Below are 12,949 nucleotides of genomic sequence, written 5' to 3'. Positions count from 1 at the left end.
AATGCTGCTATGCTGGCCGACGCGGAACCGGGCACCTCGCCCTACTGTTTGACAGCATCAAGAGGTGCACCGGAAAGCTATACAATGAGAGCGAGGAGAACGTCGTGCTAGAAGAATACCGTAAGCACGTTGCCGAGCGTGCTGCCCAGGGAATCGTACCTAAGCCGTTAGATGCTTCCCAAATGGCCGCGCTGGTTGAACTGCTAAAAAACCCGCCAGCGGGTGAAGAAGAATTCCTGACCGATCTATTGGTAAACCGTGTCCCCCCAGGTGTTGATGAAGCAGCTTATGTAAAAGCTGGTTTCCTGGCAGCTGTCACTAAGGGCGAAGCCCTCTCTCCTCTGGTTACTCGCGAAAAAGCAGTTGAACTGCTGGGCACCATGCAGGGCGGCTATAACATCCATGCGTTGATTGAAGCGCTTGAAGATGAAGCACTGGCCCCTATCGCCGCTGAAGCCCTGTCTCATACGCTGCTGATGTTCGATAACTTTTACGATGTCGAAGAGAAAGCAAAAGCGGGTAACCCACACGCGAAAAAGATTATCCAGTCTTGGGCGGATGCGGAATGGTTCCTGAAGCGTCCTAAGCTGGCAGAAAAAATCACCACTACCGTGTTCAAAGTGACCGGCGAAACCAACACCGATGACCTCTCTCCGGCACCGGATGCATGGTCTCGCCCGGATATTCCACTGCACGCACTGGCGATGTTGAAAAACTCACGTGATGGTATCGAACCCGACGATGCCGGTAACATTGGGCCGATCAAACAGATCGAAGAATTGCAGAAAAAAGGCTTCCCGCTGACCTACGTCGGTGATGTTGTCGGTACCGGTTCTTCCCGTAAATCCGCCACCAACTCGGTGTTGTGGTTCATGGGCGATGACATTCCGTACGTGCCAAACAAAAAAGGCGGCGGTCTGTGTCTCGGCGGTAAAATCGCACCGATCTTCTTCAACACCATGGAAGATGCGGGCGCACTGCCTATCGAAGTCGACGTTGATCGTCTGAACATGGGCGATGTGATTGACGTTTACCCATACAAAGGTGAAGTACGTAATCACGAAACCGACGAACTGCTGGCGACCTTCGAGCTGAAAACCGAAGTGCTGCTGGATGAAGTGCGTGCGGGTGGCCGTATTCCACTGATCATCGGTCGTGGCCTGACCACTAAAGCGCGTGAGTCTCTGGGTCTGCCGCACAGCGATGTGTTTGTGAAAGCCAAAGACGTTGCAGAGAGCACCCGTGGTTATTCACTGGCGCAGAAAATGGTTGGCCGTGCCTGTGGCGTTGAAGGTATCCGTCCGGGTGCCTACTGTGAACCTAAAATGACCTCTGTAGGTTCTCAGGACACCACCGGTCCAATGACCCGTGATGAACTGAAAGACCTGGCGTGTCTCGGCTTCTCATCCGACCTGGTGATGCAGTCGTTCTGCCATACCGCAGCCTATCCAAAACCGGTTGACGTGACCACCCACCACACGCTGCCTGACTTCATCATGAACCGTGGCGGTGTTTCACTGCGTCCGGGCGATGGCGTTATCCACAGCTGGCTGAACCGTATGCTGCTGCCCGATACCGTCGGCACCGGCGGCGATTCACACACCCGTTTCCCAATCGGTATATCCTTCCCGGCGGGTTCTGGCTTGGTAGCGTTTGCTGCTGCGACCGGCGTAATGCCACTGGATATGCCTGAGTCAGTACTGGTGCGCTTCAAAGGCGAAATGCAGCCGGGCATCACCTTGCGCGATCTGGTGCATGCGATTCCGCTGTACGCGATCAAAGCAGGCCTGCTGACCGTTGAGAAGAAAGGTAAGAAAAACATCTTCTCTGGCCGCGTGCTGGAAATCGAAGGTCTGCCGAAACTGAAAGTTGAACAGGCGTTTGAGCTGACGGATGCATCGGCTGAGCGTTCTGCGGCGGGCTGTACCATCAAACTGGATAAAGAGCCGATCATTGAGTACCTCAACTCAAACATCGTGCTGCTGAAGTGGATGATCTCTGAAGGTTACGGCGATCGTCGTACGCTGGAGCGCCGCGTTGAAGGCATGCAGAAATGGCTGGCAGATCCGCAACTGCTGGAAGGCGATGCGGATGCAGAATATGCCGCAGTGATCGATATCGATCTGGCCGAAATCAAAGAGCCAATCCTGTGTGCACCAAACGATCCGGACGATGCGCGCTGGTTGTCTGATGTGCAGGGCGAGAAGATCGATGAAGTGTTCATCGGCTCTTGCATGACCAACATTGGTCACTTCCGTGCAGCCGGTAAACTGCTGGATGCGCACAAAGGCCAGCTGCCAACCCGTCTGTGGGTTGCGCCACCAACCAAGATGGATGCCGCACAGCTGACGGAAGAGGGCTACTACAGCGTCTTCGGTAAGAGTGGGGCGCGTATCGAGATCCCAGGCTGCTCACTCTGCATGGGTAACCAGGCACGTGTGAAAGACGGTGCGACGGTGGTTTCCACTTCGACCCGTAACTTCCCGAACCGCCTGGGTACCGGCGCGAACGTGTTCCTGGCTTCGGCTGAGTTGGCTGCGGTGGCATCCCTGCTGGGTAAACTACCAACGCCAGATGAGTATCAGCAGTTTATGGTTCAGGTTGATAAGACGGCGGAAGATACCTACCGCTATCTCAACTTTGACCAGCTGGGTCAGTACACTGAAAAAGCTGACGGTGTGATCTTCCAGACCGCTGTTTAATCAGTAAACGCAATACGCAGAGGGGACGATGAAAATCGTCCCTTTTTTTATGCGCTGTTTTCCTAGGGCATGTCCAGGCATAATGCGAGCGCGATCCCACTTTATTCAGCGCGCTACGCACAAAATGCACCTAACCGGTGCTGCACGTCGCGCCATTAGCTACACGAGGCAAACCCATGGAGTATGAATTTCTGCGTGATTTGACCGGGCAGGTCAAAGTACGTATGTCGATGGACCACGAAGCGGTGGGGCACTGGTTCAACGAAGAGGTGAAGGATAATTTGGCTCTGCTGGACGATGTCGAAGCTGCCGCCCGTGAGGTGAAAGGCACTATTAATCAGTGGCAGCGTGTGGGGCATGAATACACCATCTGGCTGGATGAAGAAGAAGTCATGATCCGTGCCAACCAACTGGCGCTGGAAGATGATGGCATGGAAGAGGGCATGACCTATTACGACGAAGAGAGCCTGTCGTTTTGCGGTGTGGAAGATTTTCTCGCAGTAATCGCCGCTTATCGGCAGTTTATGGCGGGGAAATAGTCACCATCATCGCGCAGACTGTCGCGGTGTAACCTATTGCGCAGATTTAAAACCCTGCGCAATAAGTCACATCGCTACCGTTATACCGGTTTACACCGTCGCAACCGGTGTGGCGGGTGAACCCACCGCGCCCGGCAGCCGCAACGGCGGCGCCGTAAGCAAAAAGGCATGGCGTTGATGATGTGCCAACCAATCCGCTAACGGGCTCAGCAGCATCAACTCGCCGAGATAGACACCCAAGCGGAAGAGACACAAATCATGCAGCGGATGCGACGGATAAAAATCATCATTCATCGGGCGTGCCGGTAAGATTTCTACCGCTGGATTATCGGCAATCAGCGCTACTACGCCGCTCTCAACAATCCAGTTGCGCAGTTGTTCATCACTGCCATCCAGCCCGGCAAAATGGCTGTTGAGGAAAGTCATATCGGGTTCGCCTTGCATGGACAGAATCGCTTCGTCCATTCCGGTGCGGAAGCACACCATATCACCTGGACGGACGTCGATATTGTCAGCCTGCAGAATCTGCTGCAGATGCGAGTAGCCGAACGCAAAGCGCTCAGTACCAAAGTGGCGTTTGATATCAATCATTACAGCACGGCCCTGCATGCCATGCTGCGCCACATTTTCAATACCTAACTTTTTTGCGCCCAAATGACTGCCGTGATCGCAACCGCAGCCGCCGCGATAATCGGTTTCACCGACGATATCCACATTGGCCTTGTAGCCGTTATAGAACACCATTTCCGGTTCGCCATTGCCATTGACGTCAAACCACTGCCCCATGTGGGCCAGACTGTCCCACTGCGTGGAGTACTGTAGCGCCAGGGTGACGGTATCATCACAGATCACATCCGTCAGCAGCGGATTATCGCGTGACAGTGGATACGTCATGTTGGCATGTTCACCGCGTCGCGTAGCATTCAGTTGCGGCGGTGGGCGGCGTGGGTTCATTGCCGTTCCACCAGGTAGATCCAGGGGTAAACTCAGGCAGAAAGTTTGCCCGGTTTTCACCTCGGCAACGCCTTCAAGGACTTTCTGCGCGGTCAGTAAATTCAGACGACCCAGTTGGTCATCGTCACCGAAATCGCCCCAGGTTGATTGCGCCGGGCGTTGTTTCCAGCGAGCATTCATACTTCTCTCCTTAAATTGCCATCCAGCGCAGCCGTTGTTTCGCTGCCCATGGGTTGCACACGCGGTAACCAGAACGCATACACCAATGCACCCACTACCCCGATCACACCGGCAATCTCCAACGGGATTACAAAGGAGTGCGTGTACTGCATGATCACCCCGATCAGGATCGGCGAAATGATGCCGGCCAGGTTGGCTGCCATGTTCTGAATTCCGCCGATGGTTGCCACATTGGCGCGATTCGGTGCGACATCGGAAGGCAACGCCCACAAAGCGGCAGAAGCAAAAGTTGCGGCAAAGTTTGCAAAGCAGAGTGCCGCTAACGCCAATCCAACGGTAGGGGAGAATGCGGCTAAGCCAATGGTGGCGCTGCCTAGCATGCCGCCTACCAGCGGAATTTTACGCGCCACACTCAGTGAATAGCCGCGACGTACCAGGCTGTCTGACAGCAGCCCACCACACCAGCCACCAATAATCGCCGCCAGCCCCGGCAACATGCCAAGCAGACCAAATTTCATCAGCGATAAATGGAAAGTTTCGACCAAATAGGTTGGGAACCAGGTGAAGAAGAAGTAGGAGACAAAGTTGATACAGAAGAAGCCGGCCATCATCGCCTGTACGGCACGCTGTCCCAACAACTGGCGCACACTCATCGGCTCACCGGTTTGCGGATCCTGGTTGGCCTCGATGAATTCTACTTCCTCGCGCGATACGGTTTTATGATCGCGCGGATCGCGATACCACAGATACCAGGCCAGCGCCCAGACCACCGCGACCACGCCTGAGATCACAAAGGTCATACGCCAACCGACCAGGGCAATCAGGAAAGAGATGATGGGGATCGCCAGCGTGCCGCCGATTTTACTGCCGTTGTTAAACGTGGCAGCGGCAAAGCTACGCTCCTGACGTGGGAACCAGCGCGTCACGGTGGAAGAACTGGCGGGATAACTGGGGGCTTCGACTGCACCCAACACAAAGCGGAAGCCGACCAGTGCAGCGATCGAGCTGGCCAGACCGCAAGCCGCCGTGGCTAAGCCCCAACCAAGACTGCTGACGGCGAAGGTGATGCGTGGCCCGAGCTTATCCACCAGCCAACCACCAGGCAGTTGGAACAACACATAGCTCCAGAAAAATGCTGAGAGTAGCAAGCCGCTGTCCGTGGGCGAGAAGTGTAACTCCTGGCTCATAAACGGCATGGCGACACTCATGGCAGCGCGGTCGATGTAGTTGATAGCGATGCCGACGGACAGCACCGTGAGAATGACGAAACGAAATTTCCCTTTCGCTTTACTTGCCTGAATTGCAGCAGGTGATCCATTGGAATTCAGCGACATGTCGCCTCCAATTGTTTTTTATTTTCTGTAGGGGAAACGCCGCATCAGAACGATGCGGCGGGTTTGGCACTTATGCGCCGCTTACCACGGTATGTGGATGGTGCACCTGTTCCTCATCCACGATAGGTTCGACTTTGCCCATCAGGAACAGGTAGTTAAGGATCCCAATCACCACCAGCACGGCAGAAAACACCAATGCCCAGGTGAAGTGGCCGGTTGCGCCGACAATGGCGCCGGTAATAATCGGGCCGACTGCGCCGCCCATATTGGAGACGGTATTTTGCAGGCCCGCCACAATTGATACGCTGTTTTTCGGTGCCACATCCCCCGGCAGTGCCCAGACTTGAGAAGCGGCCACGGTGGTACCGGATTTAGCGATACACAGCAGCAGCACCGTCATAAACACGGAGTCAGTAAACGGCGCGAAACCGATGCACAGTGCCATCAGCAGCCCAATGGTCAGGAACAGTTTGCGAGTGGCGGTCAGCGACAGCACTTTGTTGTGCACCATTCGGTCCGATGCCCAACCCGCCAGCACTTCAATGACCATGCCGCAAATCAACGGCAGTGCAGCCACCATCCCCATTTTGAGGAAGTCCATGCCTTTATCTTTTACCAGGTAGGTCGGCAGCCAGGTGATAAAGAAGTACGAGGTGTAGTTGATAGTGAAAAAACCAATGCACATTGCCCAGATGTTGCGATAGCGCAGCAGCTTGTACCACTTCATCGGTTTTACGCTTTTGTCGCCGTGTTTCTGCGCTTGGCCGTCACGAATAAACCGCACTTCATCCTGACTGATCGATTTATGATCTTCTGGATTCTCTGAATAAATGAAGTACCAGGCGATAACCCAAAACAGGCCAAGTGCGCCGATAGCGAGGAAAGTCAGACGCCAGTCAAACATGGCAATCATGAAGACAATTAACGGCATCGCGACTGCGCCACCAAACTTCGAAGCGCTGTCGAACAGGCCTGAAACCGTTGCGCGTTCACGGTCCGGGAACCAGCGAGCGGTGATGCCCGCGTTGCTCGGGTAAGCGGCGGCTTCACCGACGCCGAGTGCTAAACGCAGCGCCAGCAGAGATTTAAAGCCGGTCGCCAGGCCCATCGCCATGGTGGCAACAGACCACCAGGCCACGGCGAGACCCAGCCCTTTTTTCTGGCCAAAGCGATCGGCGAACCAACCCGCCGGAATTTGCAGCAGCGCATAAGACCAGAAAAACGCCGCCATAATAAAGCCCATCATTTCTGGGTTAATGTCGAGTTCTTTGATCAGATGCGGTGCGGCCGCAGAGAGTACCGTACGGTCAATATAGTTAATGGCGATGGCCAGCCACATCAGGCCAGCAATCCACCAGCGAATGCGGGTAGAGCGAGAGGTGTTCTGCATAATATTATTTTCACCTTCCCGACGCCCTTGACGCTGTAGCCGCGTTCACTGTATTCATTCACCCCCTGTCACTGACTGAAGTCAGCTTTTAGGTAAATGAGGTTGTCGCCTTGCTACAGCACCAATGACTTGGGATCTAAGTATGGAGTAAGTAGGGTGCGAAAAATTATTCCATTCCGTTCATCACGTTTACCGGGCGTTCGCCCTGTTTGATGCACTGCACAATCTGCGCCACACAGCGCTCACCAATGGCACTGATGGCGCCGTCGGTATAACCCGCGATATGCGAGGTCGGGATAAAGTTGTTGAGGTTGAACAGGGGATGTTCTGCCAGCGGTTCGTGATCGAATACATCAGCAGCGGCACCGGCGATGACGTTATCCAGCAGGGCTTGATACAGATCCTGCTCGTTAACGATGCCACCCCGTGAAGCGTTGATCAGGAAGGCACTTTTTTTCATCTGTTTGATGCGGGCAGCATCAAACAGGTTGTGCGTTTTATCGGTGAGCGGCTTGTGCAGCGTGATGAAATCGCTGCTTTCGGTCAGATGATCGAGGCTGACGAATTCGATGCCATGTTCGGCGGCAAATTTTTCATCTGGATAAAAATCGAAAGCAATAACGCGCATGTTGAAGCCTTTAGCACGCAGTGCCACCTGTTTGCCGATATTCCCGAGGCCGATAATTCCCAGCGTTTTGCCATACACATCGGTGGCAAAAATGCGTGGCCAGCTGCCGGCGCGGGTTTCAATCGCCGCCTGCGTAATTTGGCGTGCGCTATTGAGGATCAGTGCGAAGGCGAAATCGGCTACCGCGTGTTTGTTGGCATCTGGCACGTTGGTCACGTAAATGCCGCGCTCGCGGGTGGCATCCAGATTGATGTTGTCGACGCCGACGCCGTGTTTACAGACGATCTTCAACTGAGGCGCTTGTGCTAATAAGGCTTCATTGACGTCGGTAAATGCGACGATCATCGCGACAGTCTCTGCCAGATGGGGTTCCAACGCGCTAAGCGGTGCATCGGCGGGCAACATCACCAACTCGAAACCGTTCTGTTGCAGGGTGTCGATGGGCGCGTCGTCATACTTAGCGAATGAAGGTGAAGTACAGATGACTTTCATGATTCTTCCCGATGTTAAAAAGGGCAGTAATGGCCGCCGCAAGGGTTGCCAGATAATCGTTATGAGAAATCGGATGACTGCACATTTGGGGCGCGGCGCAATCTATTGCGCGTTAAATCGCGCCGCGACCCCATGTGCATGCTGTTGGGCTTGATGATGGAATGCCCTGGCGCTATTACTGCAAATACTGATTCACGATCTGGCGGATCTTCTGCTCTTCTTCGGCAGAGAAGCTCACCGCATAACGGCTGTTACCCACATCTGAACCCAGCAGTGAAACGGCTTTCTTCACGGTGGCTGGCGGGAAACCGACGCTGTAGAGATCGGTACGCAGTCCGGTGATGTTCTCTTGTGCCTGACGCGAACCTTCAATATCGCCTGCGTGGAAACGCGCCCAGATGGCGTTAATCTCTTTTGGTGCCACGTTTGCCAGACCAGAAATACAGGCGGTGCAGCCTTCAACAAAACCACGATGGATCAGCGAGTCTGGGCCGGTCAGAACGTTGAAGTTCTCCATGCCTTCAGCGGCCTTAAGGAAACCGCTCAGGCTTTCATAGCTGCCCGCGCTGTCTTTAATACCGATGATGTTCGGATGTGACGCCAGTGTGCGCACGGTGTCGGGTTGCAGAGTGTTACCGGTGCGCGCAGGGATGTTGTACAGGTAAAGCGGTACATCAATCGCGTCGGCTACGGCACGGTAGTGAGCGATCAGCTCTTCCTGCTTCAGCGGCACGAAATAGGGGGTGATCACCGAAACGGCATCGACACCCAGCTTAGCAACCTGCTTGCCCAGACGGATGGTTTCACGGGTTGAAATCTCACCAATATGCGCCACAACCGGTGCCACACCATTCACTTCGTCGACGCAGGTTTCGGTGACGGCCAGTTTCTCTTGCTCGTTCAGTACAAAGAACTCACCGTTGGTGCCGCCGCAGAAAATGCCGTTACCGGCGCTCAACTGGCGTTGTACCTGCAAGCGCTGTGCTGCAGGGTTGAAGGCGCCTTCACTGTCGAAGGTGGTGACGATGGCGGTCAAAACGCCCTGAATTTTCTTGCTCATGATTCCCTCATTAATCCTTAGTGATTCAAAGCCGGAAACAGCGTCAGGTAGACGTTTCGCACGTCATCGGCGCCGACTTTCATCGGTACATTCTTCATCAGACGCTGCACATCGAGCGCGGCTTCTACCAAATACGGCAGGTGGTCCGGGCCGATGCCTAACTCTTCCAGGCTGGCGGGCAGTTTGAGACGTTTCACCAGCGCGGCGAAATACTCCACCAGCGCGTGCGATTTGGCTTCTTCATCCAGTGTGGCATCGGCATCAGGCAGCAGATCGTAAGCCTGCGCGAATTTGCTCACGGCGGCAGGACGCACGAAGCGCATGCACGGTGCCAGCAGAATGGCGTTCGCCACGCCGTGTGGCAGATGATATTTGCCGCCCAGTGGGTAGGACATCGCATGCACTAAATGGGTACCAGCATGGGCAATGGACGCGCCGCCGTAATAAGAGGCCCACAGCATGTTCAGACGCGCTTCCAGATTGCCCGGTTCGGCAATGGTGGTCTCAAGGCTGGCGAACAGCTTTTTCATACCGATCAGCGCATAGTTGTCGCTCACCGGGTTGGCGACCGTGGCGGTAAAGCACTCGATCAGATGGCACAACGCATCGATACCGGTTGAAGACGCAATATGTGGCGGCATGCTGGTGGTCAGTTCTGGCACGAGTGCCACATAATCTGGCAGCATCACGGGCGTGATAATGCCGACTTTGGTCTCTTTTTCTGGGATCGCCAGGATCGCGTTGGGTGTGGCTTCAGAACCGGTACCGGCGGTGGTCGGAATCAACAGTGAGGTCGTACGGGTTTGCGGTTTCTCACCCGCCAGCAGAGCATCCAGATTTGGCGCGCCGTCAACGCAAAGGATTGACAGCAGTTTCGCGACATCCAGCACGCTGCCGCCGCCCACGCCAATCACCAGATCGACATCGGTGGAAGGTAACGCGGCAACAATTGCAGCAACGTCATGTTGGCTCGGTTCCGGCGGGACGCTGTTAACGATGCTCAAACTGCTGATCTGCTGCTTCAGCTGCGCGATCAGCGACTGAACCGCTGGAATGCCTTCGATATTCTTATCGGTTACCAGAAGCGCTTTCTCTTTACCTTGCAGCAGATAGCTCAGGTCGTTAAGCGCTTGAAAGCCACTGATCACGGTGCTGTTGATATTCATTTCATACCCTTATTGCGTTTTTTTCGTACCAAATGATTAACTTTGCTCATTCAGTGCGTGTTCTGTCACTACAGTGCCTAAATTTATAGGACAAATTGATTTCAAATAATTTGATCTTGCTCACATATAATCAATCATGATTGAATATAATCAATCTCAGCACGGCGAACTTGCCGGTAGAGGAAAGAGAATGACTTCACAGCCATGGAAAACGCCAGTCTTAGTGATCGCGGATGATTTTACCGGTGCCAATGACGCCGGTAGCGGATTGGCGCGAGCGGGTGCAAGAGTACATGTGCTGTTTGATAGCAGCACGCCACACGATGCCAATAGCGCTGATGTGCTGGTGATCAGCACCGATAGCCGTGCGATCGGTGCAGCAGAAGCAGTACATCGTACAACGCTGGCATTACAGCAGCATCAGGCGATTGCCCAGGATGGCTGGCTGTTTAAAAAGATCGATTCCACGCTGCGTGGCAATCCAGGCGCAGAAATTGAAGCGGCCTTAAAAGCGAGCGGAAAAACCTTAGCGCTGGTGGTGCCTGCGGTGCCTAAACTCGGCCGAACGACGCGTGGCGGCGAAGTCTGGATCAATCTGCAGCGCCTCACCGATACCGAATTTGCCAGCGATCCTAAAACCCCGGTCACCAGCAGCCATGTTCTGACATGTTTGCAAACGCAGAGTGACAGGGCCGGTGAAACCCTCGACCTGGCCACGGTGCGCGGCGGTAAGCTGGCGCACGTGCTTGCCAACAAGCAGGGGTTGGTGGTGGTGGATGCGGAGCAGGATGCTGACATCGCGCTCATCATGGCTGCGGCGGCAACCTTACCGACGCGCCCACTGCTGGCTGGCGCATCTGGGCTGGGTGACGCGTTGGGTGAGTACCTGGCGGGACGGCCAGCCCTTGTGGCGCAACCGTTGTTGGCAAGGGCATCCGGGACGGGTGCTGCGTTGAGCGAACATGTGGCCACCGGTCCAGTGCTGGCGATTGTGGGATCGATGAGCGCCATTGCGCAGCAGCAAATTGCACGCCTTGCGACTCAACGTGATATCCGCATTGTTGACATCGATATTCGCCAGCTATTTGCTCAGCCTGCCTGGCCTCAGGCTGCTGAGTGGCAGCAGGTGATGCAGCAGGCATTACGTGACGGCGCACATTGTGTGGTGCGTACCACGCAACACGCCGATCAGCGTCATGACATTGAACAGTTATGCGAACAGCATCAGGTTTCGCGCCAGGTGTTGGGCGAACGTATTTGCCAGTTTCTTGCGCAGTTAACGCGCGACGTTTGTCGAACTGCATTACCTGCCGGCTTGTATCTCTCCGGTGGCGATGTCGCGATTGCCGTGGCACAGGCGCTTGGCGCTAAAGGTTTCCAGATTCAGGGCTTGGTGGCAGGCTGCGTGCCGCACGGGGTTCTGCTTAATAGCGAATTACACCTGCCGGTGATGACCAAAGCGGGTGGCTTTGGCGATGAAAACACCCTGGTAGAAGCCATCCGTTTCATTGAGGAGAAGTCGAGTGAATAAAATTATTGCGGTGACCATGGGCGATCCGGCGGGCATCAGCCCGGAGATCATCATTAAAGCGTTAGCCGAAGGCGAGCTGGCGGGGATCCCAGCGGTCGTCATCGGTTGTGCCAGCACGCTGCGTCGAGTGATGGGATTGAACATTACGCCGCAGGCTGAACTGCGTGTGTTGGATCAGGTAAAAGATGCGCATTTCGCTCCAGGCATTATCAACGTTATCGATGAACCTCTGGCGAATCCTGAAGCGTTAAAACCGGGCGTGGTGCAGAAAGAAGCCGGCGATTTGGCTTGGCGCTGTGTTAAGCGCGCTACTGAACTGGCACTGGCCGGTGAAGTACACGCGATTGCAACAGCCCCGCTCAACAAAGAAGCACTACACTCAGCAGGGCACATTTATCCAGGGCACACTGAACTGTTGGCGCAACTGACCAATACCAAAAATTACGCCATGGTGCTTTATACCGATCACCTGAAAGTGATTCACGTGACCACCCACATTGCACTGCGCAAGTTCCTCGACACCCTGAACGGCGAGCGTATCCAAACCGTTATTGGTATGGCGGATACCTTCCTGCGCCGCGTGGGTTTCGATAAACCGCGTATCGCCGTGGCGGGTGTGAATCCCCATGCAGGCGAGAACGGTTTGTTTGGCGATGAAGAGATCACCACCGTTACCCCTGCGATCAAAGCAATGAAAGAGAAGGGCATTGATGTGTATGGCCCTTGCCCACCGGATACCGTGTTCCTGCAGTGCCAGCAAGGTCAGTACGACATGGTGGTGGCGATGTATCACGATCAGGGGCATATCCCACTGAAATTGTTGGGCTTTTATGATGGGGTCAATATCACCGCGGGTCTGCCGTTTATCCGTACTTCCGCGGACCACGGTACGGCGTTTGATATCGCCTGGACAGGTAAAGCGAACTCTGCGAGCATGGCGATCTCCATTAAACTCGCGATGCAGCTAGCATAG

The 12,949-nt window shown here is 54.8% G+C and carries 10 protein-coding genes; 4 read left to right on the top strand and 6 right to left on the bottom strand.

Annotation, left to right across the window (positions count from 1 at the left end; genetic code table 11):
* Nucleotides 1-104: 104 nt before the first annotated feature.
* Nucleotides 105-2,702, top strand: coding sequence for a bifunctional aconitate hydratase 2/2-methylisocitrate dehydratase (gene acnB / locus F3J38_RS12995; protein WP_167139002.1), 2,598 nt, complete (start codon nucleotides 105-107; stop codon nucleotides 2,700-2,702).
* 176 nt (nucleotides 2,703-2,878) lie between these two features.
* Complete coding sequence (yacL, locus tag F3J38_RS12990) at nucleotides 2,879-3,241, top strand: protein YacL (protein WP_167139000.1); 363 nt, start codon at nucleotides 2,879-2,881, stop codon at nucleotides 3,239-3,241.
* A 90-nt stretch (nucleotides 3,242-3,331) separates the two neighbouring features.
* Here the strand turns inward: yacL and F3J38_RS12985 are convergent, their stop codons facing one another.
* The 6 genes from F3J38_RS12985 to F3J38_RS12960 all read right to left on the bottom strand — a co-directional run bounded on the left by F3J38_RS12985 (nucleotide 3,332) and on the right by F3J38_RS12960 (nucleotide 10,445).
* Nucleotides 3,332-4,375: a cyclase family protein gene (locus F3J38_RS12985; protein WP_167138998.1), complete on the bottom strand. Its 1,044-nt coding sequence runs from the start codon at nucleotides 4,373-4,375 to the stop codon at nucleotides 3,332-3,334.
* Complete coding sequence (locus tag F3J38_RS12980) at nucleotides 4,372-5,709, bottom strand: MFS transporter (protein ID WP_167138996.1); 1,338 nt, start codon at nucleotides 5,707-5,709, stop codon at nucleotides 4,372-4,374. Before F3J38_RS12980 ends, F3J38_RS12985 begins: the two co-directional genes overlap by 4 nt.
* Nucleotides 5,710-5,779: 70 nt before the next feature.
* Nucleotides 5,780-7,099 carry an MFS transporter gene (locus tag F3J38_RS12975; protein ID WP_167138994.1) on the bottom strand — a complete coding sequence of 440 codons (1,320 nt, stop codon included), beginning with the start codon at nucleotides 7,097-7,099 and terminating at the stop codon, nucleotides 5,780-5,782.
* Between the two features lie 166 nt (nucleotides 7,100-7,265).
* On the bottom strand, nucleotides 7,266-8,219 hold the full coding sequence (locus F3J38_RS12970) for a phosphoglycerate dehydrogenase (protein ID WP_167138993.1): 954 nt from the start codon (nucleotides 8,217-8,219) through the stop codon (nucleotides 7,266-7,268).
* Between the two features lie 175 nt (nucleotides 8,220-8,394).
* Nucleotides 8,395-9,279 carry a dihydrodipicolinate synthase family protein gene (locus F3J38_RS12965; protein WP_167138991.1) on the bottom strand — a complete coding sequence of 295 codons (885 nt, stop codon included), beginning with the start codon at nucleotides 9,277-9,279 and terminating at the stop codon, nucleotides 8,395-8,397.
* Between the two features lie 17 nt (nucleotides 9,280-9,296).
* Nucleotides 9,297-10,445 (bottom strand): iron-containing alcohol dehydrogenase, encoded by a 1,149-nt coding sequence (locus F3J38_RS12960; protein ID WP_167138989.1) that lies wholly within the window; start codon nucleotides 10,443-10,445, stop codon nucleotides 9,297-9,299.
* A 190-nt stretch (nucleotides 10,446-10,635) separates the two neighbouring features.
* Here F3J38_RS12960 and F3J38_RS12955 point away from each other — a divergent pair, with 190 nt between their 5' ends.
* Together F3J38_RS12955 and F3J38_RS12950 are read left to right on the top strand one after the other, a co-directional pair.
* Nucleotides 10,636-11,976, top strand: coding sequence for a four-carbon acid sugar kinase family protein (locus F3J38_RS12955; protein WP_167138987.1), 1,341 nt, complete (start codon nucleotides 10,636-10,638; stop codon nucleotides 11,974-11,976).
* Nucleotides 11,969-12,949 carry a D-threonate 4-phosphate dehydrogenase gene (locus tag F3J38_RS12950; RefSeq protein WP_167138985.1) on the top strand — a complete coding sequence of 327 codons (981 nt, stop codon included), beginning with the start codon at nucleotides 11,969-11,971 and terminating at the stop codon, nucleotides 12,947-12,949. Before F3J38_RS12955 ends, F3J38_RS12950 begins: the two co-directional genes overlap by 8 nt.

The sequence above is a fragment of the Candidatus Pantoea formicae genome (genome assembly GCF_011752625.1).
In the GTDB taxonomy this organism is placed as follows: Bacteria; Pseudomonadota; Gammaproteobacteria; order Enterobacterales; family Enterobacteriaceae; genus Pantoea; species Pantoea formicae.
The sequence above is the reverse complement of the archived record's forward strand: the minus strand, read 5'-3'. Positions and strand labels throughout refer to the sequence as shown.

Bases quoted from the DNA above. Each gene is read 5' to 3' on its own strand.
- F3J38_RS12985 (WP_167138998.1), bottom strand. From the start codon at position 4,375: ATGAATGCTCGCTGGAAACAACGCCCGGCGCAATCAACCTGGGGCGAT.
- F3J38_RS12960 (WP_167138989.1), bottom strand. From the start codon at position 10,445: ATGAATATCAACAGCACCGTGATCAGTGGCTTTCAAGCGCTTAACGAC.
- F3J38_RS12965 (WP_167138991.1), bottom strand. From the start codon at position 9,279: ATGAGCAAGAAAATTCAGGGCGTTTTGACCGCCATCGTCACCACCTTC.
- yacL (WP_167139000.1), top strand. From the start codon at position 2,879: ATGGAGTATGAATTTCTGCGTGATTTGACCGGGCAGGTCAAAGTACGT.
- F3J38_RS12975 (WP_167138994.1), bottom strand. From the start codon at position 7,099: ATGCAGAACACCTCTCGCTCTACCCGCATTCGCTGGTGGATTGCTGGC.
- F3J38_RS12955 (WP_167138987.1), top strand. From the start codon at position 10,636: ATGACTTCACAGCCATGGAAAACGCCAGTCTTAGTGATCGCGGATGAT.
- F3J38_RS12980 (WP_167138996.1), bottom strand. From the start codon at position 5,709: ATGTCGCTGAATTCCAATGGATCACCTGCTGCAATTCAGGCAAGTAAA.
- F3J38_RS12970 (WP_167138993.1), bottom strand. From the start codon at position 8,219: ATGAAAGTCATCTGTACTTCACCTTCATTCGCTAAGTATGACGACGCG.